General features: G+C 49.9%; 27 protein-coding genes. 4 read left to right on the forward strand and 23 right to left on the reverse strand.

Annotated features, from left to right (window positions below; all coding sequences use genetic code 11):
• Nucleotides 1-626 precede the first annotated feature (626 nt).
• Both LBQ00_00105 and LBQ00_00110 read left to right on the forward strand, forming a co-directional pair.
• A complete protein-coding gene (locus tag LBQ00_00105) occupies nt 627-860 on the forward strand; it encodes a hypothetical protein (GenBank protein ID MDR2017288.1) in 234 nt (77 codons plus the stop codon).
• Complete coding sequence (locus LBQ00_00110) at nt 847-1,236, forward strand: hypothetical protein (GenBank protein ID MDR2017289.1); 390 nt, start codon at nt 847-849, stop codon at nt 1,234-1,236. The genes LBQ00_00105 and LBQ00_00110 overlap by 14 nt, the downstream gene beginning before the upstream one ends.
• A gap of 231 nt (nt 1,237-1,467) precedes the next feature.
• Here LBQ00_00110 and queC read toward each other — a convergent pair whose 3' ends face one another.
• The 20 genes from queC to LBQ00_00210 all read right to left on the reverse strand — a co-directional run bounded on the left by queC (nt 1,468) and on the right by LBQ00_00210 (nt 21,196).
• Complete coding sequence (gene queC / locus LBQ00_00115; GenBank protein ID MDR2017290.1) at nt 1,468-2,172, reverse strand: 7-cyano-7-deazaguanine synthase QueC; 705 nt, start codon at nt 2,170-2,172, stop codon at nt 1,468-1,470.
• An 18-nt stretch (nt 2,173-2,190) separates the two neighbouring features.
• On the reverse strand, nt 2,191-2,898 hold the full coding sequence (locus LBQ00_00120; protein MDR2017291.1) for a queuosine precursor transporter: 708 nt from the start codon (nt 2,896-2,898) through the stop codon (nt 2,191-2,193).
• A 514-nt stretch (nt 2,899-3,412) separates the two neighbouring features.
• The gene (locus LBQ00_00125; GenBank protein MDR2017292.1) at nt 3,413-4,156 is read right to left on the reverse strand and encodes a general secretion pathway protein GspB; all 744 of its coding nucleotides are present in this window, start codon (nt 4,154-4,156) and stop codon (nt 3,413-3,415) included.
• 4 nt (nt 4,157-4,160) lie between these two features.
• Nucleotides 4,161-5,777, reverse strand: a complete 1,617-nt coding sequence (locus LBQ00_00130; protein MDR2017293.1) for an AAA family ATPase — start codon at nt 5,775-5,777, stop codon at nt 4,161-4,163.
• Nucleotides 5,778-6,083: 306 nt separating this feature from the next.
• A complete protein-coding gene (locus tag LBQ00_00135; GenBank protein MDR2017294.1) occupies nt 6,084-6,494 on the reverse strand; it encodes a F0F1 ATP synthase subunit epsilon in 411 nt (136 codons plus the stop codon).
• Nucleotide 6,495: 1 nt separating this feature from the next.
• Nucleotides 6,496-7,914 carry a F0F1 ATP synthase subunit beta gene (gene atpD, locus LBQ00_00140; protein ID MDR2017295.1) on the reverse strand — a complete coding sequence of 473 codons (1,419 nt, stop codon included), beginning with the start codon at nt 7,912-7,914 and terminating at the stop codon, nt 6,496-6,498.
• Nucleotides 7,915-7,928: 14 nt separating this feature from the next.
• Complete coding sequence (gene atpG, locus LBQ00_00145; protein MDR2017296.1) at nt 7,929-8,810, reverse strand: ATP synthase F1 subunit gamma; 882 nt, start codon at nt 8,808-8,810, stop codon at nt 7,929-7,931.
• Nucleotides 8,811-8,827: 17 nt separating this feature from the next.
• Entirely contained in the window at nt 8,828-10,336 is a 1,509-nt protein-coding gene (gene atpA / locus LBQ00_00150) for a F0F1 ATP synthase subunit alpha (protein ID MDR2017297.1), read from the reverse strand.
• A 5-nt stretch (nt 10,337-10,341) separates the two neighbouring features.
• A complete protein-coding gene (atpH, locus tag LBQ00_00155; protein ID MDR2017298.1) occupies nt 10,342-10,884 on the reverse strand; it encodes an ATP synthase F1 subunit delta in 543 nt (180 codons plus the stop codon).
• Nucleotides 10,881-11,372, reverse strand: coding sequence for an ATP synthase F0 subunit B (locus LBQ00_00160; GenBank protein MDR2017299.1), 492 nt, complete (start codon nt 11,370-11,372; stop codon nt 10,881-10,883). Before LBQ00_00160 ends, atpH begins: the two co-directional genes overlap by 4 nt.
• Nucleotides 11,373-11,798 (reverse strand): ATP synthase F0 subunit B, encoded by a 426-nt coding sequence (locus LBQ00_00165; GenBank protein ID MDR2017300.1) that lies wholly within the window; start codon nt 11,796-11,798, stop codon nt 11,373-11,375.
• 86 nt (nt 11,799-11,884) lie between these two features.
• Complete coding sequence (locus LBQ00_00170) at nt 11,885-12,709, reverse strand: ParB/RepB/Spo0J family partition protein (GenBank protein MDR2017301.1); 825 nt, start codon at nt 12,707-12,709, stop codon at nt 11,885-11,887.
• A complete protein-coding gene (locus tag LBQ00_00175; protein ID MDR2017302.1) occupies nt 12,709-13,464 on the reverse strand; it encodes an AAA family ATPase in 756 nt (251 codons plus the stop codon). Before LBQ00_00175 ends, LBQ00_00170 begins: the two co-directional genes overlap by 1 nt.
• Before the next feature lie 481 nt (nt 13,465-13,945).
• A complete protein-coding gene (locus tag LBQ00_00180) occupies nt 13,946-16,975 on the reverse strand; it encodes a type I restriction endonuclease subunit R (GenBank protein ID MDR2017303.1) in 3,030 nt (1,009 codons plus the stop codon).
• Between the two features lie 28 nt (nt 16,976-17,003).
• A complete protein-coding gene (locus LBQ00_00185; protein MDR2017304.1) occupies nt 17,004-17,663 on the reverse strand; it encodes a GIY-YIG nuclease family protein in 660 nt (219 codons plus the stop codon).
• The gene (locus LBQ00_00190; GenBank protein MDR2017305.1) at nt 17,663-18,793 is read right to left on the reverse strand and encodes a restriction endonuclease subunit S; all 1,131 of its coding nucleotides are present in this window, start codon (nt 18,791-18,793) and stop codon (nt 17,663-17,665) included. The genes LBQ00_00185 and LBQ00_00190 overlap by 1 nt, the downstream gene beginning before the upstream one ends.
• On the reverse strand, nt 18,793-20,361 hold the full coding sequence (locus LBQ00_00195; protein ID MDR2017306.1) for a type I restriction-modification system subunit M: 1,569 nt from the start codon (nt 20,359-20,361) through the stop codon (nt 18,793-18,795). The genes LBQ00_00190 and LBQ00_00195 overlap by 1 nt, the downstream gene beginning before the upstream one ends.
• A 148-nt stretch (nt 20,362-20,509) precedes the next feature.
• On the reverse strand, nt 20,510-20,764 hold the full coding sequence (locus LBQ00_00200; GenBank protein MDR2017307.1) for a type II toxin-antitoxin system RelB/DinJ family antitoxin: 255 nt from the start codon (nt 20,762-20,764) through the stop codon (nt 20,510-20,512).
• A 64-nt stretch (nt 20,765-20,828) separates the two neighbouring features.
• Nucleotides 20,829-21,074 carry a hypothetical protein gene (locus LBQ00_00205; GenBank protein MDR2017308.1) on the reverse strand — a complete coding sequence of 82 codons (246 nt, stop codon included), beginning with the start codon at nt 21,072-21,074 and terminating at the stop codon, nt 20,829-20,831.
• The gene (locus LBQ00_00210; GenBank protein MDR2017309.1) at nt 20,972-21,196 is read right to left on the reverse strand and encodes a DUF1778 domain-containing protein; all 225 of its coding nucleotides are present in this window, start codon (nt 21,194-21,196) and stop codon (nt 20,972-20,974) included. The genes LBQ00_00205 and LBQ00_00210 overlap by 103 nt, the downstream gene beginning before the upstream one ends.
• Nucleotides 21,197-21,571: 375 nt before the next feature.
• Between LBQ00_00210 and LBQ00_00215 the strand changes: the two genes are divergently transcribed.
• Nucleotides 21,572-21,922, forward strand: a complete 351-nt coding sequence (locus LBQ00_00215; GenBank protein ID MDR2017310.1) for a zinc ribbon domain-containing protein — start codon at nt 21,572-21,574, stop codon at nt 21,920-21,922.
• 185 nt (nt 21,923-22,107) lie between these two features.
• Here the strand turns inward: LBQ00_00215 and LBQ00_00220 are convergent, their stop codons facing one another.
• The 3 genes from LBQ00_00220 to LBQ00_00230 are packed head-to-tail and all read right to left on the reverse strand — an operon-like array spanning nt 22,108 to nt 24,093.
• Nucleotides 22,108-22,713 (reverse strand): threonylcarbamoyl-AMP synthase, encoded by a 606-nt coding sequence (locus tag LBQ00_00220; GenBank protein ID MDR2017311.1) that lies wholly within the window; start codon nt 22,711-22,713, stop codon nt 22,108-22,110.
• The gene (locus LBQ00_00225) at nt 22,710-23,267 is read right to left on the reverse strand and encodes a methyltransferase domain-containing protein (GenBank protein ID MDR2017312.1); all 558 of its coding nucleotides are present in this window, start codon (nt 23,265-23,267) and stop codon (nt 22,710-22,712) included. Before LBQ00_00225 ends, LBQ00_00220 begins: the two co-directional genes overlap by 4 nt.
• The gene (locus LBQ00_00230) at nt 23,260-24,093 is read right to left on the reverse strand and encodes an amidohydrolase family protein (GenBank protein ID MDR2017313.1); all 834 of its coding nucleotides are present in this window, start codon (nt 24,091-24,093) and stop codon (nt 23,260-23,262) included. The genes LBQ00_00225 and LBQ00_00230 overlap by 8 nt, the downstream gene beginning before the upstream one ends.
• Nucleotides 24,094-24,160: 67 nt before the next feature.
• Here LBQ00_00230 and LBQ00_00235 point away from each other — a divergent pair, with 67 nt between their 5' ends.
• Nucleotides 24,161-24,802: an HAD family phosphatase gene (locus LBQ00_00235; GenBank protein MDR2017314.1), complete on the forward strand. Its 642-nt coding sequence runs from the start codon at nt 24,161-24,163 to the stop codon at nt 24,800-24,802.
• The last annotated feature ends 6 nt before the right edge of the window (nt 24,803-24,808 follow it).

Genomic DNA, 24,808 nt, shown 5'->3' on the forward strand with positions numbered 1-24,808 from the left:
AAAACAAGCTGTGGGTTTGGAAAGCATATTGTCACAGGTCAACTCATCGACTGGCAATGTGGAAGGCGTGGCAGTGGTACCTTTAAGGATCATGCTTGACCGACAGCTTGGTCCTAAGCTTTCGGTTAATACCGCGCCCCTGAGCCGTTGGTTCAGTTGAAGCGTGAGACCCCCATGCCATCGAACGAAATAACTTTCTTTAGCGGCATTGGTTCGGGCACCTCAGGCGTAAAACGTGTATCGTTGCAGTGTTTACATGGCGATATGACCATCTCCTTGTTTGTTCGTTTCCGTATTAACGGTTCGCCGGATTTGATCCCGGCATTCTTTACGTAACACCCTCCAAATATATATTAACATCATTAGTGTTTCACAATGTAATGAAGTCCGTCCATCGCTTAAGGGCAGCGAAAAGCTGATGGGCCGGTTTATGGATGCCATGGCCAAAGCTGGGATTGGACGGTAAGTAATATTAAATCTGCGGAAAGCGCCGATTTTTCATTATACGACGACCGGACTCCCATTTAGAATACCGCTAACAAACTCAGCCATATTTCTTTGACAGAATATCTCAGGACGCCATATAATTAGGGCCATACGCTTTTGCGTATATTAAGGAGGCTGGCATGAAAGTAACGGTTCAGATTCCGGACGGGATAAGTGATGACCTTAAGGCACAGGCTAAGGCCGAGCGTAAATCGGTATCCGAGCTGGTAGCCCATTGCATTACATATTATATCGGCGAAAGGAAGAAGAAAAGCGCCCTGAAAGGTTTCGTTAAAATGGCCGGAAAGACGCATGTGGACGGGGATACCCTTGAGACCCTTGAAAGATGGAGGGCTGACAATGATCGGACTTGATACGGGGTTCTTCATTGAGGTGCTGAAAGCCAACGAACAGGCCGTCACCGTACTGCAGAAAATCCACGACGGGGAGGATGCGTGCGTAAGCGGACTCACTATCTTTGAACTTAGGAGGCTGGCCTTGAAGGGGCTTCTTGAGAAGGACTTCATTGATGTGGTCGTCCAGAACATACCGGTTTTTTGTACCGTGTGCTGGCTCGACAATGGAGAGATACACGACTTCGCCGCCGGGCTTGCGAACGACTTGGGGATTTCTGCAATGAGGTCCCTCATATTGACAGGATTGATCCTGAGCGGCGCCGAGACCATATATACCACGGATCCGCACATGGAATCATATGCGGGCCGGGGGGTCGCGGTTATAAAAATATAGACCAACGCGGACCAGAAAATATAGACCAACACGGACCCTAACGGGTTAGTGAAACACCCTTTCACTGGTTTTGATGTATTCTATCGGCTACGGATGGACTTTTGCGGGGAGGGGACGGCTTTGCTGACGGACTTTCGGATGGACTCCTGAAAGACAGGACAAAGACTCCATAACGGATAACGGCCCTCATAGCGGGGATGGACTTTTGCGGACAGACTATGCTGACGGACTCTACGGATTTCTTAAGCGCCGTATCAGGGGGTCTTCCACCCCCGCCTCCTGAAACCCTTTCTCTCTGAGAAGACAGGCATGACACTTGCCGCAGGGCGGCGTGGCCCCCATGTAGCATGTGTGGCTCCAGGCTAATGCCTCCATGCAGCCGGTAAGGGCGAGGCTAAGGAGCACGGTCTCTTTCTTGCTCATACGAATAAGAGGGGCATGAATCGTCATTTCCATTTCAAGGCCCAGGCGGAGTGCATCTTCCGTGACGCGGATGAATTCTGACCTGCAATCGGGATAGCCGCCGTAATCGACTTCCGAGACTCCTATGACAAGGTCTCTGATTCCATGCACCACCGCACGGTTTGCCGCTATAGTGAGGAACAGGAGATTGCGGCATGGGATAAACGTGGGTTCTATGCCGCCGGGCAAGTTCTCCGCGCTGTCGTACCGGGCGACGTGAGCGGCTTTATCGATGAGCGGACTCGTGCTTTTCATAAGTCCTGTAATATCTATGGTCTCATGAGCAGAGGCATGGGCAAAGCCGGCAACGGTTTCTGCGGAGGTCAGCTCAATCCTGTGCCTCTGGCCGTAATCAAACGCGACGGTATAGACTTCATGAAAACGTTCTTTTGCCCAGTAAAGGCAGGTGGTGGAGTCCTGACCTCCGCTCAGGACGACGAGGCATTTTGTGCCGATCCGTCCGGTATCATCCATGGACGCCTTCCTTTCAGCCTATTCAGTGAGAATGAGAGGGTTAAAACGAGTATCGTAGTCGTACACGTCAATACCTTCCTTCTCCTTGAGTAAATGTACCACTTTATAAGTGAGGGGTGTTGCCGCCGCCTCATATACCGATTTTATGACCCACTGGCTTACAATGGCGGAGGCGAGCGCAGGTAGAGGCATCTGGCCCAGAAAAGCAATGGTCATAAAAACAATGGAGTCCAGCCCTTCGCCCACAATCGTAGAGCCGATGGTACGCATCCATAGCCAGCGCCCCTTGGTGGCGATCTTCATCTTGGCCATGATGAAGGAATTTGCGAATTCCCCCACCAGGTACGCGAGGAAAGATGCTCCCAGCAGTCTTGGCGTATATCCGAGGATCCGTTCATAGGCCGCCTGTCCGTCCCAAAAGGCCGCAGGAGGAAGAGCTTGGGCGAACCAGATGGCCGCCACCACGATAAAGTTACAAAAGAAGCCGAGCCAGATTACCTTTCGCGCCTTGCGGTATCCATACACTTCGGTGAGCACGTCGCCGAAGACGTAGCTTAAAGGGAATATGATGATGGCTGCCGGCAGGACCAGTCCAAAAAAGTCAACCAGTTTGGCAGCCACGATATTTGCCGTAATGAGAGACGTGATAAAGACTGCCACGACCACAACGAACCACGCCGAGTATCCTTCTTTCTTATGTTCTGTGTTTTTCGCTACCTCCGGCATATCTCCCCGCACTTGCAGTGTAGTCGCCTATCTTCCCTTTTAAGACCCTAATTATAACAGGTTTCCGGCAGTTTTTAAACTCGTGCGGTTCTCTCATTTCCGGCCAGCGCCTGTTTGGGTCGGCACTGATGCGGCCGGCGGCGGCCCGTTCCGTACGATCGCTCACCCGCGGCCGGCAGTTTTCCATTAACATAAATAGATAGATACCGGAAAAGTATCTATCGCCCACCTTGCCTGAAGCCGGCGTAAGAGCGAATGGCCTCATGCCGTTCACGGATTTCAAGTGCGTTAGCTATAAATGTGAGATCGAACGTCAAATCCTTAAGAGATATAAAGGTACGCGCCTCTGCCGCAATCATTGCATGTCAAGCCGCATCCTGAAGGCCGGCCGGAACATATGTTTTCCGGTAATCAGCGTCTGGAGTACACTCATTTCCTGGATATAGCCGTCGTCCGAGAGATTCGGACGGGCCTTAGCCTTAATGCAGGGCAAGAAGTATCCTCTGGTCTCATTTCACTTTTCGTTTGATATTTCTAATAAAAACCTCCAACCCCTGCAGTTCATGATCACGCCCGAGGCGTTTATCTCGTCCACCTTCAGGCCTTCTGCGAGATACTGACCTTCGCGCATCGTCTTGTCGTTGATTCTTGCGAATCTGGCCTTGGGATCATCAATATAGTAATGGAGAGATATTTTGAGTTCAGGAATACTGCTTGATACAGAGGCCGGCAAATCGGCAAGCCTGTGTATCTTTCCGTTTTTCGGAGGTTTGAGCTCGGGTTGGACCGTAGACTCCGGGTAGGCCAGCTCTATGGGCACGAAATTCGAAACGGTCGAAGGTTTATGTTCGGAGGCGCGAGCGGATTTCTGTGAGGGCGGCGAAGTCTCCCGACTTCCCTTTCCTTCTCTTTCACGGGGAGGGATCTTCGCGTCTTCTACATGGACGGCGGCGGCCTTCGTCTCGTGAGCGGATGGAGGCGTGAATGGGGGCGCGGCGCTTTTTATGGAGTCTGTCGCCGGGGAAAGAACCGGATTCCTCATGGGGACGGGGACATTCTTAGCTGCGGACTTCCACGGACTCATCCACCACAAAATGGCCCCTCCATTCAAAATCAGGACGGAGAGGACGACATAAAGCCAGACGCGCCTTGGCTTTGATTTCGCCGGGAATGGACTCTGCAAAGCCAGGATGGTGAGCGTTCCCTCCTGCTGACGTTTTTGTTCAAGTTTTTTTAGAGCGTCAAGAATATAGGACATATCTTTAGTTGCTCTCCTCTTTGAGGCGGAGTACAGGTCCGCCGTCTCCTGCCGCAGCGGCCACACAGATTATCGTTCTGGGTCCTGCGATGCCGCTTGGAACAAGCCCCGCAGTGACCTGAAACTCCTTTACCTGTGCCGCCAGTTTTTCATCATAGAACGGCCTTTGCGCCGACGAAGGTTCCCGCTTCTGAATCATTGCCAGCTGCCGGTCCAGCCAGGCAACGGTCACTCCCACGTTTCCCGACTTGAGACCCCCCTTGTACCCTGGCGGAGCTCGCCACAGGAGCACGTAATCGCCCGACCATCTCGGGCTTATCTCCTTGATATCGACCACCCTCACCTCTCCTCCGAGTGCAAAGGAGGCGGTATCTCCGTTTAAAGATGTTAGAGTTGCATAGTACTCGTCGCTGCCGTTCCAAAGTTTCAGTACCGCCGGTCTGTTCATCTGGCGAAGGACCGTCAGACTCCCCTTATCCTCTACACACTGGAGGCCCTGCCTCCGGGCCTGTTCACACGGTCCGAGATAGCTTTCAGGGTCATAATGTATGTCCCACTTGCCGAACAAAACCTCATATGCCTTATCCTTCAGCATTTCCTGCGCCGCGTCTGCAGGCTTCTCCAGATTGAGCGCTCCTGTCTCTATGCCGGAAATGCCGGAAGGTTCCTGCGTCTTAGCCGACGGTATGGCCATGGACAGCGTTCGCGTCTTTTGAATATTATAGGCAGCGATGCCGGCAATACAGAGAAAAAGTAAAACGCCGGCGCATACAAGCTGATAGGCCCTCAATCGCGGTCGCCTTGAGGCGCTCCGGCCGGAAACCTCCCGCGCGGCGGCAGTTAGTATTCTGGCGTCAACCTGCTCTTTCCCCTGGACATAGGCGCCTGTCAAGGCCCTATCGCATATCACGTTGATAAGTCTCGGCACTCCGCCTGTAAGCCGGTATAACCGCCTGAGCGCCGACTTGGTAAAAAGATGGCCGCGAATCAGCCCTGCGGCGGAAAGCCGGTGCTCCAAATATGACGAGATTTCCCGCTTAGACAAAGGCCCAAGATGGTACCTCGCCGTGATCCGTTGCGAAAGCTGCCGCAATTCCGGCCGCGACAGCATCTCTTTCAGTTCCGGCTGTCCCAGCATGATGATCTGGAGAAGTTTATATTGGTTCGTCTCAAGGTTCGTAAGAAGCCTGATCTGTTCAAGCACTTCCACGCTAAGGTTCTGTGCTTCCTCTATCAGCAGAATAGCCTTCTTGCCCTTGGCGCGGGTGTCCAATAGATACTCGTTAATCAGGGAAACAAAAACCCTGTTGCTCCTGGTATCAGGCGGGTACTTGATACCAAATTCGTCGCAGATATTGGCGAGCAACTCCTCCACGGTCATCTTGGGGTTAAGAATGAATGCGATCTCGGTATCTTCAGGTATCTGCTCCAGTACGCAGCGGCAGACCGTCGTCTTTCCGGTCCCTACCTCCCCGGTAAGGAGAACAAAACCACTTTCACTTTTAATCCCATAGAGGAGGTGGGCCATAGCTTCCCGGTGCCCCTCGCTCATGTAGAAATAGTGAGGGTCAGGAGATATGGAGAATGGATTCTCTTTCAGCCCGAAATACTCTTTGTACATGTTTCTCTCTAACGTACCTTTAGAATTTTACAATGGTACCAGACCCGCTAAAAGGGGTCAAGGGGGAATCGGACAGATGGTGATCCGCATACGTGTCATGGGGAGAATGCAAACGGACTTGATTGGGTGGCACCCGGTCAAGTCCGTCGTATTTACTATCTTTCGTGTCGTCGTTCTGCTTTATCAATGGGACTATCGTAAACAACGGTCGCTTCATATTGCCCCCGTGCGTCAGTACTGATAAATCCCGTGCAAATAGCGAGCCTCACCCCAAACAGCCGATAGAACCGAGGGAGGCAATAGCCGTTATAGCTTCTTTTCAGCAACTCCTATTCTCGCGATAGCCCGCATCAGGGCCAGCTCGTACCTTCTGTAGTCTTCTTCCTCCCCGGAGACGTCCTTCAAATTGGTCCCGGCACGGTCCTTTGCCCTTTTTGCCCTGTCGACATCAATCTCTTCTGCAAATTCAGCCGTATCTACAAGGAGCGTTACCTTGTCGTCAAAGACTTCAGCGAACCCACCGCTCGTGGCAAGGTACCGCGTGTTGCCGTCTTTCGTGTATCGTATCTCGCCTATCTCAATGGAAGTCAGGTACCTGATGTGACCGGGCATTATGCCGAACTCACCCAAGGATCCTTTCGCCTCAACCATTTCGGCCTCGTCGCTTACTACAACCCTCTCAGGCGTAATTATTTCAACGCTAAGGCTGTTGTCCACTTTATGCCCCCATTAATTTTTTGCCCTGCTCGACCGCTTCCTCTATAGTTCCAACCATGTAGAAAGCCTGCTCGGGCAGATCGTCATGCTTGCCTTCGGCGATCTCTTTGAAACCTCTGATCGTATCTTTAAGGGCCACGTACTTTCCTGGAATTCCGGTGAACTGCTCGCCAACAAAGAAGGGCTGGGAGAGGAATCTCTGGATCCTTCTCGCCCTTGCCACCACGAGCTTGTCGTCTTCCGAAAGTTCATCCATACCAAGGATGGCGATGATATCCTGCAGCTCTTTATATTTCTGAAGTATTGCCTGTACCTGGCGGGCAACCGCGTAATGCTCCTCGCCTACGACCAACGGGTCAAGGATACGGCTCGTAGAGTCAAGGGGGTCCACCGCAGGGTATATACCAAGCTCGGCGATCGGCCTTGAAAGAACCGTAGTAGCATCAAGATGTGCAAATGTAGTTGCCGGAGCCGGGTCGGTAAGGTCGTCAGCAGGAACGTAGATGGCCTGTACCGAAGTGATCGACCCTTTCAGTGTGGATGTGATCCTCTCCTGTAACTCTCCAAGGTCTGTGGCCAGAGTAGGCTGGTAACCAACGGCCGACGGCATCCTACCGAGAAGGGCGGACACTTCCGAGTTCGCCTGGGTGAATCTGAATATGTTATCGATAAAGAGAAGCACATCCTGACCCTCTTCATCCCTGAAATACTCTGCTGCGGTAAGGGCCGTAAGACCGATTCTCGCCCTCGCGCCCGGAACCTCCGTCATCTGTCCATAAATAAGGGCCGTCTTGTCAAGAACGCCTGAACCCTTCATTTCGAGCCAGAGGTCAGTACCTTCCCTCGTTCTCTCCCCTACGCCGCCGAACACCGAAATACCACCGTGGTGCATTGCGATGTTATGGATCATCTCCATGATAACAACCGTCTTACCAACGCCGGCGCCGCCGAACAGACCAACTTTTCCACCCTTGGAATAGGGTTCAAGAAGGTCAATAACCTTAACGCCCGTCTCAAGCAGCTCAACCTTCGTGTTCTGCTGGGTGAGGGTCGGTGCAGGTCTGTGTATGGGGTAGGTCATTGCCGTCTTTATTTCACCCTGGCCGTCCACCGGGTCACCTATAACGTTTAGCACCCTGCCCAAGATTTCTTTTCCAACGGGTATTGTAATCTGTGTCCCCTTATACGTCGCATCCTGACCGCGAAGCAGACCATCGGTGGTCTCCATGGCGATAGCCCGTACCACGTTGTCTCCTACGTGCTGGGCAACCTCAAGAACCAGATTATCTGCTTTATCGCTAATCGTCGGGTTGGATATAAAAACGGCTCCATATATCGGCGGAAGGCTATCAGATGGAAATCTAATATCAACGACCGTTCCTATGACCTGAACAACCTTTCCTTTTACCTCCACGCTCATATACCGTCCTCCTTTTATGTTCCTCTCAGAGCTTCTGCACCACCAACAATATCCATCATTTCATTGGTTATGCTCTCTTGTCTTCTCTTATTGTAAACGAGGGTAAGGTACCTCACCATCTCCCCGCAATTACTCGTTGCATTTTCCATTGCCGCCATCCGTGCCGCATGCTCGGAAGCCTGAGACTCCACGAGGGCATAGTATATCTTAGTGCTGATATATTTGGGAATCAACACATCGACAATCTTGTCTATGGTCGGCTCATACAGGTAGTCGCCAGAATCCTCCTCCTGTCCTTCCGCTAACTCCTCTTCGCTCATGCTTAAAGGAACGAACTCGTCGAACATGATAATCTGCTTCACCGCCGACTGGAAGTGCGTATAGGAAAGGTAAATCTTGTCAAAGGAGCCGTCCATGTAAAGGCCTATCAACTCGTCTGCAATCTGGTCTACCAAGTCCTGATCCACCTTCTTTACATCCGCCCAATCCTTTATTATGTCTACTTTCCGCCGTGACAGATAGTCTTTTGCCTTCTTCCCCACGATGTAGACGGCCATCCGCTCATACTTACTGCTGTTCTGATGAATAAAATTCTCTGCGGCCAGGCAGATGTTCGTGTTGAAAGCGCCTGCCAAACCCCTGTCTGAGGCTATGGACACAATGAGCACCTTATTGATCTCTTCCCTCGGCGTGAGCAGAGGGTGGCTTTCGCTGGGCAGTTTTTTCACGACCCGCCTGACAAGATCTTCCATTTTCATCGCATATGCCTTCGTCTTGTCAAGCTCAGTCTGCGCCTTCCTCAGTTTCGACGCCGAGACCATCTTCACAGTCCGAGTAATGGTCTGGGTACTGTCTATACTGCTGATCTTCCTCTTAATATCCCTTAGACTTGCCATCTCGCGTCCCTGCTATGTTAGTATGTGAACTTTTCTTTAAACGTACTTAGCGCCTTATCCAGTTTGTCTTTGATATCCGATGAGATCTCCTTCTTCTCCAAGATGTCCTTCAGGAGAGCCTGGTGCTCTTTTTCTACGTATGCGGTAAGCTCCACTTCGTATTTCTTAAGTACGCTCTCAGGATACGTGTCAATATATCCGTTCGCCGCTGCATAGAGAAGCACAACCTGTTTCTCTACCGGGATTGGCACATACTGTCCCTGTTTCAGAAGCTCGGTGAGGCGGGATCCCCTGGCGAGCAATGCCTGGGTAGCCTTGTCGAGATCACTTCCAAATTTTGCAAAAGCGGCCATTTCCCTGTACTGCGCAAGGTCGAGGCGAAGCCTTCCGGCAACCTGCTTCATGGCCTTGATCTGGGCGTTACCGCCGACGCGGGATACCGAGATACCGACGTTGATGGCCGGCCTGATACCTGCGTAGAAAAGTTCGGGCTCAAGATATATCTGCCCGTCCGTGATTGAGATAACGTTCGTGGGAATGTACGCCGAAACGTCGCCCGCCTGGGTCTCAATGATGGGCAGTGAGGTGAGTGATCCACCGCCATGCGCGTCGTCCCATTTCGCCGACCTCTCAAGCAACCTTGAGTGGAGGTAGAAAATGTCGCCCGGGTACGCTTCCCTCGCAGGAGGCCTCCTCAGGAGGAGTGATAACTGCCTGTATGCCACGGCGTGCTTTGAAAGATCATCGTAGACGATGAGCGCATGCCTTCCCGTGTCTCTGAAGTATTCGCCCATAGCTGTTCCTGAGAACGGGGCGAGGTACTGAAGCGGTGCGGAGTCGCTTGCCGTAGCCGCCACCACAGTAGTGTACTCCATGGCCCCGTATCTGGTCAAAAGGTCGACTGTACGGGCAACGGAGGAACGCTTCTGGCCTATAGCGACGTATATACAGAATACGTTGTTGCCTTTCTGATTTATGATCGTGTCAATAGCAACGACCGTCTTTCCGGTTCCGCGGTCGCCGATTATGAGCTCTCTCTGGCCCCTGCCGATGGGGATCATGGCGTCAATGGCCTTGATGCCTGTCTGCAGCGGCTCCTTCACGGGCTGCCGTACAACGACGCCTGGCGCAGTCTGTTCAACGTTTCTATATTCCTGCGCTTCAATAGGGCCTTTGCCGTCAATGGGAGTTCCAAGGCCATCCACGACCCTGCCGACCATGGCTTCGCCGACTGGAACCTGAGCAATCCTTGAGGTTCTTTTCGCAAAGTCGCCTTCCTTGATCTTGTAGTCTTCTCCGAAAACGACGGCGCCTATGTTGTCCTCTTCCAGGTTAAGGACCATACCGGTTATGCCGTGGGGAAACTCAAGCAGCTCACCCGCCATGGCGTTTTCAAGGCCGTATATCCTAGCAATACCGTCACCTATAGAGATTATTACACCCGTTTCCTGAAGATCTACTTCCCTCTCAAACCCCGATATCTTCTGTTCTATAATCCTGCTTATTTCGTCTGCTTTAATCTCCATAAACTTTACTCCTTCAGAATATTTTCCTTCAGTGCCTCGAGCTGCCTTTTCATGCTGCCATCTATAATAGTGCCTTGCACATTAAGCTTGATTCCGCCAATAAGAGTTTTGTCTTCCATTACGGTGAGGATTACATCTTTTTTCATCCGCTCCTTGAGGACCGCTTCAATCTTCGCTTTCATAACATCGTCAAGAGGAAATGCAGACCACAGGATCCCCTTTACTCTGCCTTCTTTTTCGTCAACGAGATTGGTGTAAGCCTCTGCGAGGAGAGGCAGGTATCCCATCCTGTTTCTCTCCATAAGCATGGTAAGCATATTGCTGACAGGCATCGACAACGCGATCGCCCTTACTACGTCCCCGAGAAGTTCCTTCCTCTTCTTCATCTCAAGGATGGGGAGCATGAGCGCCTTTCCAAGCCGATCCTCTCTCTTGAACAATGTCACGAGCGAAGACAGCTCTCCCAGGTATTCCCCGTACTTACCATCTTTTTCCCCAACACTGAAAAGACCTTTTGCGTATTTCCTGGCGATTGACTGCTGTATCAATTTAAGCTCCTTAGCTTTTCTATGAACTCTTCAATTATTTTATCGTTATCAGTCGCACTGACCTTTTCCACTACAAGCCGTTCCGCCTTCTCAAGAGCAAGCTTCGCGATCTCTTCTTTGATCCGCCCGCTGATTTCCCTCTTTTCCTGTTCGTAGGTAAGCCGAGCCTGCTCTTCAATCTTAGCGGCAAAAGCGCGCGCTTCCTCTACGAGCTTCTCGCTTTCCTTCTTCGTCTCTTCCGTCACCTGCGCCTTGAAGGCCTCAATTTCCTTGTCAAGCTTTGCAAGTTTCGCGGCATACTCGCCTTTCAGGCTTTCAGCTTCGGCCAGAAGCTTATCCGCTTCGTCAATTCTCTCTTTCACCTTAGTGTGACGGCCTAATAGAAAATTCTGGAAGTGCTTTTTCCCAAACTTCACAAGGATCCACAAAAGGATGAAAAAATTTGTAAACTTTAAAATCCACTTCCAAGATTCAGAGAGCTCTACCATTTATAGACTCCTTCTCAATATCTTTTCCGCCGCCTCGCCCGCGAGCTTTTCCACATCAGCCATCAGGGCTTCGCGAACTTTCTTGCTCTCTCCTTCAATCTGGCTCTTCACCCGAGTAAGCTCATCCGAAAGGTCCTTCCTTGCCTTTTCAATTATTCCCGTAGAGACGCTGTGGGCCTGGGACATGGATGAGTCGCGGTATTCGAGGATGGGCCTCTTCTTTTCCTTCGCCTGCTCATCGTATGATTTTTCAAGACCTACAGTGTCCGTTTTTATGTTCTCAACTTTATCGAAAAGTGAACTGATGGTTTTCTGTCTTTTGTCGAGAACGCGAAGAACGGGTTTAAAAAGAAAAAAGTTAAAAAGAATCATAAGGATGAGGATATTCAAGAATTGAATCAGGAGAGTTACGTCAAATTTCATCATAATTCCCACCTCTTCCTATTGCTAAAAGAATAATTTCACAAGTTCAGTAAGTAAATATCACAAAAATTACTCTTTTGCAATTTATTTTATTCTTTAATATTTACAATAGATTCCACAATTCGGTCCAAATCTTCCCCGGAATAGAACTCGATAATTATCTTTCCTTTCTGTTTTTTAAAGGTAATATCGACTTTGGTTCCGAGCGCTTCGGTAAGCGTATCTGCCGCATCTTCGAACCCGGATCTTTCCTGACGGTTCTTTTTTCTTGCGGCCCGCTCAAGGTCCCTGACTGAGGCGCCTTCATTCAATACCTTGTCAACAAAGCGCTTCTGGTCTTTTTCATTCCGCAAAGCAAGAAGGGCCCTGCCGTGCCCCTGGGAAAGCTTTCCCTCGCTCATAAGCTTCCTTATCCACTCGGGAAGCTTGAGTATCCTCACGTAGTTGGTCACGGAACTCCTATCTACGCCGATCTTCTTCGCCAAGTCCTGATGGGTATAGCCGAACTCGTCTATAAACCTCTGGTAGGTGGCCCCTATCTCGACGGCATTCAGGTCCTCCCTCTGGAGGTTCTCAATAAGGGCAATCTCCAGGGCTTCCTTATCATCCACATCCTTTATTATGGCGCTTACTTCCGTAAGCCCCGCCATCACGGAGGCGCGAAACCTCCTCTCTCCGGCAATGATGTCGTATTTATTGCCGCCATTCTTTTTCAGGATGAGCGGCTGGAGAAGCCCCTTTTCCCGAATCGAAGCCGCAAGCTCAAGAAGCGCCTCTTCTTTGATTGATTGCCTCGGCTGATCAGGATTCGGCACGATCTGGTCGACACGAATCAGTCTGATACCGCCGCGCTCCTCCACATCTTTCAATATAGCGGACAAGCCGCGTCCCAACGGGTCTTTTTTTGCTGCCATCAGGCTCCCCCTAATATCTCTGATGCAAGCTCCAGATAGCTTTCCGCGCCCTTTGACGTTATGTCATAAAGCAGCGCCGGCTTCCCGTAGCTTGGGCATTCGCTAAGCTTCACGTTTCTCGGGATCACGGTCTTGAAAACGCCGTCGTTGAAGCATTTGTTTACCTCTTCCAGGACTCTGAACGAGAGGTTATTGCGCTTGTCAAACATGGTAAGCAGTATACCCATGATGCCGAGGCTGGGATTCAGCCTCTTCTTGATTATTGATATGGTCCTCTGGAGGCCGGCAAGGCCTTCGAGAGCAAAATATTCGCACTGAAGGGGTATGATTACAGAATCTGACGCGGCGAGCGCGTTTATGGTGAGAAGCCCAAGCGAAGGCGGACAGTCGATAAATATGTAGGAGTAGGTGTCTCTCACATCCTTCAGGGCATCCCTTAGCACAAATTCCCTCTCCTCCATGTCAAGCATCTCCACTTCGGCCCCTATGAGGTCCGGGTGGGCGGGGGCGATGTCCAGGAATGGCACTCCGGTCTTTCGTATAATCTCTTTCATCGGCTTATCGCCGATCATGACATGGTATATATAGGCATAAAGGCCGTTATAGTTGATACCATAGCCCGAGGTGGTGTTGCACTGGGGGTCAAGGTCTATAACGAGGGTTTTCTTCTCCGCAACGGCGATGGATGCAGCAAGATTTACCGCAGTAGTCGTCTTACCGACGCCCCCCTTTTGGTTTGCTACGGATATAATCATAGATAACGAGTAGATTACCACATAAAGAAGTCAAGTTGTGAAATATTATGTGTTTGTATGTCCTGACCCGATGTGCCGGCCTGATGTGCCGGCCTGACGTCCGGCGGCTTGTCCCGCGGCTTATTTATCGCAGTCCTGCCGCCCGCCGTAACAATCGTGTCGTCTTTCGGCTTGTCCCGCGGCTTATTTACCGCAGGACTTCTTGCAGTGGAGGCAGACGCTCCCGATTGATTGTCCATGGAGGCGCATGCTCCCGACTACTACAACATCGGCTTCGCATGCCGCGTCGCCATGGTGGAGATAAACGCTCCCGATTGCCCATGGAGGCTGTTTTTGTTAAATCCTTGCCTTATTTAAGATCCTGACCTTTCGCTCATTCAGTTGATTATAATTTCAGTAACGGACACTTCGGCGGCGTACATTTCATATATCACGCACGATGGCGGCTCCGGCAAGGCCAACAGGGACGCATCGTTAACCATCACACTAACCCCAAATACTTCTCAAAAAACTCCATCAGTTTATCAATAATGCCCTGCTTCTTCTCGGCGCGGTTTCCGGCGCCACCACCAAAACGGGAAACGGGTGGTAGAATTTTATCCACATCCGTGCCTGTAGTTTTCATTGCTCCGTCACGGAAAGCATTATCTATAAACCGGTGTGTTTCCTCGGGCTTTAGCTTCTCAGATTCAATCAGAGCAGACAGATCGGTTTCCTTTTGCTCGTGTACAAACCGCTGCCAGTCATCGTCCACCTTGGTAGAAGTGTTGACTCGTGCGATAAAGCCCTCAATGAGTTTTTTCTTGCTCCGCAGTTCAAGGCTGGAACTGACAGCTTTATTAATTGCCACCAGGATACTCTTATCCGTACAATTGGACTCATGATACTTCGCTACCAGCATGAGGATATAGTCAATGTTGATCTCGATCTGTTTTATAAGTTCTATCTCGAATTCGATATCGTCGTTGATATTTTCTTTATCGGCGTCTTTGCTCTTGGTAAACGATTGATATAAATCGAGATATATACTCCGGTAATCTTGAAAATCCCGTTCGGACAAGATTTCGTTTCCTGCGAACTCATCAAAAGCGGTCAGGATATTTTTCAGCCGCAGGATTGTACCAAGCAGACGGATAAAGTCCTTTTGCGCCATCTCCCCAATAATAGCGATGCCCAGGGGATATGTCGCAACAAGCATCTCCATAAGCTCTGTATATCCGGCTTGGCGCTTTCCGTTTTCTTCGTATCCGTTGTAATAATCACCATAGGCTTTGAGCAGGACAATGCCGCCCGCCTCCTTGTCTCCAAACAAGGCGATTGCCTCATCGGTCGCTTTTTTTAAGTCACGGAAACAGATGATGTTTCCAAAAGCCTTCACGCTGTTGAGTATCCGGTTGGTGCGCGAAAATGCCTGAATCAATCCGTGCTGTTTCAGGTTTTTATCAACCCACAAAGTGTTGAGGGTGGTGGCGTCAAAACCTGTCAGGAACATATTGACCACAATCAGTAAATCAACCTCGCGGTTTTTCACTCTCAGGGAAAGGTCTTTATAATAGTTCGGGAACTTGTCCGCCGACGTGTCGTAATTTGCGTTAAACATGGCGTTGTAGTCGGCTATCGCGCTGTCGAGGAAATCGCGGGAGGTCTTGTCTAACTTATCGTTCTCAAAGCCCTCATCGGGGAGCGCGTCTTCCGGGTCATCCTCGTTGGCGCTGAAACTGAATATGGTAGCGATACGCAAAGCAGAGCCGCGCTCAGCCAGTTGCCGCTTGAATTCATCGTAATACTTCATTGCCATCGGGATGGACGCTACAGCGAAGATGGAATTGAAACCCGCTACACGCTGCTTATTGAGAGTATAGAACGCGCTGCGCATTGTCTTTTGGTCGAAGTGGTCGAGGGTATATTTGACAATTTCTTGTACCCGCTTAGGATCGGACATGACTTTTCCCGAGTCGATGGCACGAACTTGCGCGTCCTGCACATCGCTCGCCATTTTTACCGTATTCGCATAGTCGATGCGAAACGGCAGCACATTTTCATCTTTAATGGCGTCCACAATTGTATAGGTGTGCAGCTTTTCGCCGAACGTCTGCCCTGTGGTGTGCAGGAACGTACTGCCGCCATGCCCGGCATTGTCTGCAAAGATGGGCGTTCCCGTGAAACCGAATATATGATAGCGCCTGAACGCTTTTATGATCGCCTGATGCATTTCTCCGAACTGGGAGCGATGACACTCGTCAAAAATCAAAACAACATGCTGATCGAATACCGGATGCTTTTTGTTTCTGCCGATGAATACCCCCAGCTTCTGAATCGTGGTAATGATGATTCGCGCATTCGGATTTTCCAACTGACCTTTCAGCACAGCCGTGGATATATTGGAGTTTGCCGCGCCCCTTTTAAAGCGATCGTATTCTTTCATGGTCTGATAGTCCAAGTCTTTGCGGTCGACTACAAACAGAACCTTCTCGATGGTCGGTAACGCGGTGGCAAGCTGCGCCGTTTTGAAACTGGTAAGCGTTTTGCCGGAGCCGGTAGTATGCCAGATATACCCGCCGTCTTTATCCGTACCGTATTGTTTGTAATTCGTTGCAATTGCGATGCGCTTCAAAATCAGTTCGGTCGCCGCGATTTGATACGGGCGCATGACGAGCAGCAGATCTTCAGAGGTGAACACGCAATAGCGGGTGAGGATATTCAAAATTGTATGTTTGGCAAAAAAGGTCTTGGTGAAATCGGTCAGATCGCCAATGGCTCTATTGGTCGCGTCCGCCCAATAGCTTGTGAATTTAAAGCTGTTGCTGGTTTTCTTGCTTTTCCGGCTCCCGCCCTCGCTTGATTCTTTTATATGGGCGTTGCGAGTGGTGTTGGAATAATATTTCGTGTTCGTGCCGTTGGAAATAACGAAAATCTGAATATACTCATAAAGACCGCTTGCCGCCCAAAAACTGTCGCGCTGATAACGTTTTATTTGATTGAACGCTTCGCGGATCGCCACGCCACGCCGCTTCAATTCGATGTGAACGAGAGGCAGGCCGTTGACAAGGATAGAAACATCATAGCGTGTTTCATGCGTCCCGCCGGATTCTTTGTATTGGTTTATCACCTGCAAGCGGTTATTGTGGATATTCTTTTTATCAAGCAGATACACGTTTTTTGTGCTTCCGTCGTCACGCCTCAAAATCTGAATGTGGTCGTCCTGTATCCTGCGGGTTTTCTCAACAATGCCCTCGTTGGCATTTGCAATGCACCTGTCAAAAAATTGTGTCCATTCTGAATCAGAAAACACAATCCTGTTAAGTATTTCAAGCTGCCGCCGCAGGTTGTTAATCAGCGCGGCTTCGCTATGTATGGCAATAAACTCATAACCCTGACCGGAGAGCAGTTGTATAAACTCACATTCCAAGTCGGCTTCGCTCTGATATTCAGCCGCTGTTCTGTAAGGCGGGAAGTATTCCGCAACAACGGTACTTTCGTCGGTGCTCACAACGATATTATAGGTATTCATACAACCGTCCTTTCTAATGAGGCGTGGATTACCGCCCTAACCGTTTTCTCATATCAGTCAGTGTTTCCCCCTTGTATTTGAACCATAGACCGCCCTGATATGCGCCGCTCTGATTAGCGGTTCCCAACTTTTCGTTGATATATCTGGCAGCCGCAGATAAGGACAATTCAAGGTCATCGACTCTTACTGTACTGCCCTTATCAACCACTTTAGCGGTAATGCTACTATCAGAGTAAAACGCGAGTTTTTCTCCGACAGGTATTCCAAGCATTTCAAAAGTAAGCCTCGCTGAACGCTCTAAGTGGGGTTGAGATTTACCGTTATTCTGCACATTTATTTCATCCAGCAAATCTTCGTCAAATATTTCTACTTCTGCGTCATCGTATTGTTCCGAACACAGCACAAGTATGTCATACGCTTTTCGCGGAGTAATATTGAAGAACTCCCGACCTTTTCTAATCCTTATATCAGGCGCTACCATGTCAATCATCTTATGAATAAAACGCTCTGCCGCATTGTATTTTGCTGTTTTAAGCGTAGCGCATATACTGAATGGAAGTGGGACAGCCGTATTGTCAAGCTCCTTACTGCGGACGTTAACGGGTCGTGAGCTTTTTCCAATTTTCACCCAATCGTCCACAAAACTTGGGTTGGTCAAAATATAAACATATCCTTGATTATCGCTCATTACACAGCCTCCTTAAAGGTCAGCAGTTTATCGCGGTAGTATTCATATTGCTTTTGCCGCGCTACGATTTCGGCGGGGAGGCCGCTTGTGATGTCGGTAGTCAACGAGTGAAAACGATTAAGGATTGTTACAATACACTCCTGTATAATCGTCGAGGGAAACGGAATGATAAAATCCTTTATTTGCCCCGCTGTAATAAGTGGTTGTCCACCGCCTTTGGCGAATCTGTTTATCTCAAAATTTATCAAGTAGAAATAAACATATTGCAAATTCACACCTTGCTCTACATCGACTATCAAAGTATTATCTGACACATCATAATTACCGACTGCTTTGTGAACGAATCCGCAGTTGGCTCCAACTCTTGCTACAAGTATTTTTTCTCCATTGTAAACGGGACTATCAGTATATCCAATTATCCCGGTAGAACCATACACGGGGAAATCGCCTGTTTGCTGTTTATCAATGTTTCTACCGGATGTAATCCTAGATATATCACCCAGCTTTTGCATTATAACTTCGGGCCAAGTTGGCCCGAAGTTATGTGTCAAGAGTCGGTTTCTGTAAAAGTCATATTGCTTTTTTCTCGCTGTAAGCTCCGCTGTAAGCTCCGCTGTAAGCTCCGTGAAATTGTCCAGAATACGGACAATTTCACGTTGTACGGGTAGCGGAGGAATGGGGATAAGATAGCGCATATTTGCGTCCTTACTTCCTCGCGGCATTTTTCCGCCTTTTGAGTGTTGTGTGGCATAGGCGAAAAAGCGGTCAGATGAAAGCACATAATATAGATAATCAGCTAAAATGTCCTCTTCAGTAATGTGTACTACAAGCACATCGCCGTTTGTGCCGCCTACATGGTCAGAAAGCCATATCTTTTTCAGATACGGTCTGATATTTCCAATTAACACATCGCCTTGCTCATATCCAGTCAGCATACCCGATTCGGGTACATAACCCGATAAATCCTTGCCGCCCTTATCGGGTAAGAGATTATCAACACCGACATAATTATCCGCGCTCACCATTTGAGCAGAAATCCTTGTAGTTGAGTATTGTGCCAGTTCGCTCAACGGCTTATGCACAACTCCGTTAGGACAGAGTTCAGAGATCAGGCGGTCAAGATTCGGCATTATTGTCCACCCTCAATCTCTGCAATAATCGCGTTAATTTCACGACGCAGAACATCGCCGCGAGATACTATTTCCTCGATTTCAGCATTTAGTTCTCGGATGTCAACGACTTCTCGTGTGTCCTCCTGCTCGACGTATGTGCTAATCGACAAGCTATAATTTTTCTCGGCGATTTCGCTGTTCGGTACAAGTCGTGAAAAATGCACTTTTGAATCACGGCTTGCGTATACGGCAACCAAATTATCAATATGCTCCCGTGTAAGTTTATTGCTGTTCGTTACTTTGATAAACTCACGACTTGCGTCTATAAAAAGGGTGCTGTTGGCACTTTTCGATTTTTTTAAAACCATAATGCAAGTGGCAATGGTCGTGCCATAAAAAAGATTGTCCGGCAACTGAATCACGCAGTCGATAAAGTTATTGTCTATCAAATACTTACGAATTTTCTGTTCCGCTCCGCCGCGATAAAAGACGCCGGGAAAACAAACGATCGCCGCCGTGCCGCTTGTGGCAAGCCATGACAGCGAATGCATGATAAAGGCAAGGTCAGCCTTGCTCTTAGGCGCAAGCACCCCGGCCGGTGAAAAGCGCGCATCGTTAATCAATGTGGGGTTATCGGCGCCCGCCCATTTGATGGAATACGGAGGATTGGAAACAATTGCCTCAAACGGTTCGTCGTCCCAGTGAAGCGGTTCGGTAAGCGTATCGCCGTGCCCTATATCGAATTTATCAAAACCCACATCATGCAGGAACATGTTGATACGACACAGGTTATAAGTCGTTATGTTGATTTCCTGCCCGTAAAACCCTCGCCGGACATTGTCCTTACCCAATATTTTAGCGAATTTCAAAAGGAGTGAGCCGCTTCCGCAAGCGGGGTCATACACCTTGTTTACTTCGGTTTTTCCCACAAGGGCGATACGGGTCAGCAGTTCGGAAACCTCCTGCGGCGTGTAGTATTCGCCTCCGCTTTTACCTGCATTTCCGGCGTACATACCCATTAAAAATTCGTATGCGTCGCCGAAAGCGTCAATGGTGTTGTCCTTGTAATCACCGAGCTTCATATCAGCAACACCATTCATCAGCTTAACAAGCCGCTCGTTACGCTTTAGAACGGTCCCGCCGAGCTTGTTACTGTTTACGTCAATATCATCAAACAGCCCCTTAAAATTTCCTTCGCTGTCCGTTCCATGCGCTGAAGATTCTATATCCTTAAAGACGCTTTCAAGCGTCTCGTTCAGGTTCCCGTCTGTGGCAGCGCGTTTCCGCACGTTCTCAAAAAGTTCGCTTGGCAGGATAAAAAAACCCTTTGTCTTAACAAGGTCGTCACGGGCCTGTTCTGCGTCAGCATCAGCAAGCGCGGCATAATCGAAAGTCATATCTCCGGCCTCGTGTTCGCCCTCATTGATATAAGAGGAAAGGTTTTCCGATATATAGCGGTAGAAAAGCATACCGAGGACATATTGCTTGAAGTCCCAACCGTCTACGCTCCCGCGCAAGTCGTTGGCAATATTCCATATCGTGCGGTGCAGTTCCGCCCGTTCCTGTTCTTTTCGGTTATCAATCATTATTTTCTACCTCTCTCTCTTAAGATCCTGAAGATTTCTCAAATCCGCAAGGGTATTCCCTTGATATGTGAAGTATCCTGGCTCCGCTGCCGCCCTGATTTTTCCCTCTTATAATCCCGCTTGAAGCGGGCCGTTCGCCTAATCTCTCTTACTTAAGCTTTTCAAGCAGGCGATCAGGAACGCCCGCTGTAATGAACTCGCCTCGACGGGTAGCCTTCATGGCTTCGACGGTGTCATCATTGGGAACGAGAGGTTCGAAAGGCAAACATTTTTCCTTTGCAATGCGGATCATCATCATACGGAAAGCGTCAGAAACGGTAAGCCCGATTGCAGCAAGCACGGCCTCAGCTTCCTCTTTAATGCGCTCGTCGATACGCGCACGGACCACCGAGTTTATAGCCATATATAGTTTACCTCCTGGTGAGCTACAGTGTAGCCCATTAAGAGTATGGCGTCAATGTCCGGTTTTACTCAAGGCAGGCATACAAAGGGGCGTTGCTGACCTTCCTGTCCCGTGAAAGCCCGCTTCTGTCCCGTGAAAGCCTGCCCGGGAGACGAAGGCTTATCCTCACTCCAGCAAAACCATCAATGTCCAGGAAAAGGTAAATTATTAACAATTTTCGGTATCGTGCAATAGCAGCGCGCAGTTTGGCATTGGCCGGCGGCGGGTTCTCAGGCAGATCAAGGACAAGGAGACCGTCTCTTTCCGACAACTTAAATACTCTTCCGCCTCACATAGCGCGGTCCGCGTCACGAATTCTGTCAGGTCTGTGTGGCATGGCGCGGCTACCAGGATAAGGCGCGCTTTCATCTCCGGCTTAACCCGAAGGTTCATTATTTCGCTGGCTTTGGCAGCAACTCCTGGTATGGCAGTCTTGGTTTATGTACTCACAGAGAGTGTGCACCGGTTCTGCTTTCCGATCAATTTCGCCTGCAATAAAGCCGGTCTGGATCTTCGGTTTATGTCAGGGCGCGTCCTAAAAAACGATCATGGAGGCATTCTGCGCGATGATATTACGGATGATCAGGCAGCGTTTGGCGATTTAAGCGACAGCTTTTATTTTTGGGAGAAAAATAAAGATAGATAGATATAGATACTGTTGGACTTTGATGATACGGGACGGGTTGAACTCCCAAGATTTACACGATATAATAGAGAATTAAGCGGCACGGCCCTAAATGCCCTTATCTCTAAGGAGGCGGAACGGATATGCCCATATATGAGTACCGGTGCGAAGCCTGCGGACGGGTCTCCTCCTTTTTGCTTCTGCGCGTTTCGGAAGAAATAGTTCCTTTCTGCAAGACGTGCGGCAGCAAGGACATGAAGAAGTTAATCTCCAGGGTCGCGGTATTGAAAAGCGAGGAACGGCGTATGGAGAGCCTCCTTGATCCCTCAAAGTTTTCCGATTTGGATGAGAACGACCCGGTTAGCATAGAGCGCGCCGCGAGACGGATGGAGCGCGAACTGGGGGACGAACTCGGCCAAGGGTTTGGGGAATCCGTGGAAGATGCGATGCAGGAAGAGGGCGCAGATTATGGGGCATGGGACGGGGAGGATTAGAAATAACGGTATAGCGCCTGGCAGGCGCCGCAGAAAAAGCGGCCGTTAGCCCTTAGCTGTTAGCCCGTTAGAGCAGCGAAAGACTAAGGGTTCAAACCTCAAAAATATAACTCTTTTTTAACCGGCTTTAGGCTTTTCTTTACGCCACTCGCGCGTATGTGTGACCGCCGGAACCTTGGGGGCCTTTAAGGGGTTGTCAGCCGGCCTTTGCCTTCCCGTAAAACCTCAATCTCATGGTCTGCAATCCTTATGACCGTAGATGGCTCTCCGGGTATGATGCCGCCGTCGATAATGATGCTCACATTCCTCTGAAAGACCTTCTCGATCTGTCTCGGGTCGGAAAAAATATCGTCTCCCCCAATCCTCGCGCTGGTGTTTATGATGGGCCTCTCTATCAGTCCGTCCAGGGCGAGCGGCACCGGGTGGTCGGGGATCCTTATGCCCACTTCTTTTCTCTCAGTCATCATGAGTTTAGGCATGATCTTTTTAGCCTTGAGCACGAAGGTATATGGCCCTGGCAGGTACGTTTTAACCGTTTCAAAGGCAAAATCGCTCATCACGGCGTAAGCGCTTATCTCTTTGAGATCCCGACAGATGATACTGAGCGCCCTCCGGCTGTCCAGCCGCTTGATGGCATAGAGTTTCCGTATTGCCTTGATGTTGAAAAGATCGCACCCGATCCCGTAATAGGTATCAGTGGGGTACGCAACAATACCGCCAAGAAGAAGGGTCTCCCTGATAAGCTCCGTCGTCTTTTTCCTGGGCCTCTCCGGGTCCCACTCAACAATCACATCTTCCTCCCCGCATACTGCGCAATTATTCTTTTCTTCCCCGCCTTGTCAGTCATGATCTCCTGGTAAAAGAGGAGCTCAAGGGCGCCGAACCAGTATAACAATTCCCCATCGTCCAGAAGGTGTTCAGGATTGCGCCAGCGGTCAATCATGTTCTGCCTCTTCAGGAACGTCTCATATATCAATATACCGCCTTTCCTGAGAAGATCCGCGATTTGGCCCATGATCTTCCTGTCGAGGAAATAGAAGACCGTGACGGCTGCAGCGCAATTTACCTTAAACGGGATGACCGTCGCGTCTCCTGCGACAAGGCCGATCTCACGACCTATGGCAATGCTTTTTGACCGGGCGATCATGAGGGCCGCACGCGATCTCTCAAGGCCGCACACGAAGCGGCCTTTCTCCGCAAGAAAGAGAGCGTCGCTCCCGCTCCCGGCTGCAATATCAATAACGGGTCCTTCCGGTATGAGCGATTGCAGGCGTACAAGCAGCGCATGGGGATCGTCCCCCTTATCATAACCGCCCATCCTGTAGCAGGCGTCCCAATCAGTCATGCCCAAAGACCCGCCATGCATTTCTTTTGAGGACGCTACCCTTAGCCTCCCTGTCCATGGCGTCCAAGCCCGCCTCGTATCTCTTTAAAGAAAGGAGGGGGTAGTCAGAACCGAATAGGGTTTTATCGGGAAGGAAAGCATCTATAAACCTGTAGATCTCGTGAGAATAGATGTAGGGTATTGCCGCCATATCGTAGAATACGCCGGAAAACGCCCTCCGTATCTCCGGCATGAACTCATAGAAACAGAGTCCGCCCCCCATGTGGGCAAGTATTATATTCAGATCCCTGTGGTTGCCAATGAACTTCGACACCTCGACGAAATCAATGGGCATTTTTCCGTCGTAATGATGGCCCACCTGTTCATTGATGTGGAGCATCAGCACCCCGCCCTTCGCCTCCGTGATCCGGGCTACCTCGTCGAGTCTCTTTAGCTCATCCCGACCTAAGCCTCCCTCGTAGACCGCCACTTCTCCGATGCCCTTTGCGCCCAAATTCAGGCACCTTTCGGCTTCCTTTGCGGCCCCATCCTTCCGCCTCACATTGACGGCGGTAAGAGGTATTATATTTTGATACGTCCGGGCCGTATCAAGAATGTAGTCGTTCATAAGGGTGATCAACCCCTTGTCCGCAAAAGGAAAGCCGCACACGACGGAGACGGCCACCCCTTCTTTTTCCATGTACTTGAGGAGTGACGTATGGTCCGCCATGGCCGCCCCGGGGTTTGCATATATTTTCCCGAATCCTTCATCCGCCGCCGCGATTGAAGCACGCCTTGCTATAATCTCAGGCGGGAAAATATGGGTGTGGGCGTCGACAATTTCCATGCCCTATTATAAGTTTTCACCGGACCAAAGGGTAGATTTTTTTTTGCTTTGGTGATATATAAAGCAAATGGCAGTGAAAATCGCGTTCCTCGACTGCGACGGCACACTGACGAGGGTAAGAAGCAGTTGGGAATATCTCCACCGAAGGCTCAATCTCTGGAACAACAATGCAGAAGAGTATCAGAAGCTTTTCATAAGCGGCAAGATTGATTACCATGAATTCTGCCGGAGGGATGCCCTTCTCTGGAAAGGGCTTCCGGTATCCAAAGTAAAAGAGGTGGTGGACGAGATCCCCTACCATGAGGGCTCAGGAGAGGCGGTGGAGGCGCTCGGGAAAATGGGCATTCATACCGTAATGATCTCTACGGGTCTTTCCATTCTTGTGGAAAAAGTAAGGCATGACCTTGGAATCCATATGGCGATTTCGAACGACCTCCTTGCCGAAAATGGGATCCTGACGGGTGGTATCAGAATAAATGTGGATTATGAGAAGAAAGGGAGTCTCGTGGAGAAAATTCTTGAGGAAATGGGGCTATCACGGGAAGAGGCCTGTGCAGTGGGAGACGGCGAAGGAGATACGGACATGTTCAAGGCGGTCGCGCTGCCTATCGGGTTCCACCCCACCGAACATGTCCTCCCTCATCTTGCACACGCCTCATACGCCGATTCATTAATGGGCGTGGTGGAACTGGTAAAACAACACATATAAGGTGGT

Source organism: Syntrophobacterales bacterium (genome assembly GCA_031274925.1).
Lineage (GTDB): Bacteria > Desulfobacterota > Syntrophorhabdia > Syntrophorhabdales > Syntrophorhabdaceae > PNOM01.

What these genes read in the sequence shown, in the direction of transcription:
- LBQ00_00105 (MDR2017288.1), top strand. Translation starts at nt 627, where the DNA reads ATGAAAGTAACGGTTCAGATTCCGGACGGGATAAGTGATGACCTTAAG.
- LBQ00_00110 (MDR2017289.1), top strand. Translation starts at nt 847, where the DNA reads ATGATCGGACTTGATACGGGGTTCTTCATTGAGGTGCTGAAAGCCAAC.
- queC (MDR2017290.1), bottom strand. Translation starts at nt 2,172, where the DNA reads ATGGATGATACCGGACGGATCGGCACAAAATGCCTCGTCGTCCTGAGC.
- LBQ00_00120 (MDR2017291.1), bottom strand. Translation starts at nt 2,898, where the DNA reads ATGCCGGAGGTAGCGAAAAACACAGAACATAAGAAAGAAGGATACTCG.
- LBQ00_00125 (MDR2017292.1), bottom strand. Translation starts at nt 4,156, where the DNA reads ATGTCCTATATTCTTGACGCTCTAAAAAAACTTGAACAAAAACGTCAG.
- LBQ00_00130 (MDR2017293.1), bottom strand. Translation starts at nt 5,777, where the DNA reads ATGTACAAAGAGTATTTCGGGCTGAAAGAGAATCCATTCTCCATATCT.
- atpD (MDR2017295.1), bottom strand. Translation starts at nt 7,914, where the DNA reads ATGAGCGTGGAGGTAAAAGGAAAGGTTGTTCAGGTCATAGGAACGGTC.
- atpG (MDR2017296.1), bottom strand. Translation starts at nt 8,810, where the DNA reads ATGGCAAGTCTAAGGGATATTAAGAGGAAGATCAGCAGTATAGACAGT.
- atpA (MDR2017297.1), bottom strand. Translation starts at nt 10,336, where the DNA reads ATGGAGATTAAAGCAGACGAAATAAGCAGGATTATAGAACAGAAGATA.
- LBQ00_00160 (MDR2017299.1), bottom strand. Translation starts at nt 11,372, where the DNA reads ATGGTAGAGCTCTCTGAATCTTGGAAGTGGATTTTAAAGTTTACAAAT.
- LBQ00_00165 (MDR2017300.1), bottom strand. Translation starts at nt 11,798, where the DNA reads ATGATGAAATTTGACGTAACTCTCCTGATTCAATTCTTGAATATCCTC.
- LBQ00_00170 (MDR2017301.1), bottom strand. Translation starts at nt 12,709, where the DNA reads ATGGCAGCAAAAAAAGACCCGTTGGGACGCGGCTTGTCCGCTATATTG.
- LBQ00_00175 (MDR2017302.1), bottom strand. Translation starts at nt 13,464, where the DNA reads ATGATTATATCCGTAGCAAACCAAAAGGGGGGCGTCGGTAAGACGACT.
- LBQ00_00180 (MDR2017303.1), bottom strand. Translation starts at nt 16,975, where the DNA reads ATGAATACCTATAATATCGTTGTGAGCACCGACGAAAGTACCGTTGTT.
- LBQ00_00185 (MDR2017304.1), bottom strand. Translation starts at nt 17,663, where the DNA reads ATGAGCGATAATCAAGGATATGTTTATATTTTGACCAACCCAAGTTTT.
- LBQ00_00190 (MDR2017305.1), bottom strand. Translation starts at nt 18,793, where the DNA reads ATGCCGAATCTTGACCGCCTGATCTCTGAACTCTGTCCTAACGGAGTT.
- LBQ00_00195 (MDR2017306.1), bottom strand. Translation starts at nt 20,361, where the DNA reads ATGATTGATAACCGAAAAGAACAGGAACGGGCGGAACTGCACCGCACG.
- LBQ00_00200 (MDR2017307.1), bottom strand. Translation starts at nt 20,764, where the DNA reads ATGGCTATAAACTCGGTGGTCCGTGCGCGTATCGACGAGCGCATTAAA.
- LBQ00_00210 (MDR2017309.1), bottom strand. Translation starts at nt 21,196, where the DNA reads ATGAACCTTCGGGTTAAGCCGGAGATGAAAGCGCGCCTTATCCTGGTA.
- LBQ00_00215 (MDR2017310.1), top strand. Translation starts at nt 21,572, where the DNA reads ATGCCCATATATGAGTACCGGTGCGAAGCCTGCGGACGGGTCTCCTCC.
- LBQ00_00225 (MDR2017312.1), bottom strand. Translation starts at nt 23,267, where the DNA reads ATGACTGATTGGGACGCCTGCTACAGGATGGGCGGTTATGATAAGGGG.
- LBQ00_00230 (MDR2017313.1), bottom strand. Translation starts at nt 24,093, where the DNA reads ATGGAAATTGTCGACGCCCACACCCATATTTTCCCGCCTGAGATTATA.
- LBQ00_00235 (MDR2017314.1), top strand. Translation starts at nt 24,161, where the DNA reads ATGGCAGTGAAAATCGCGTTCCTCGACTGCGACGGCACACTGACGAGG.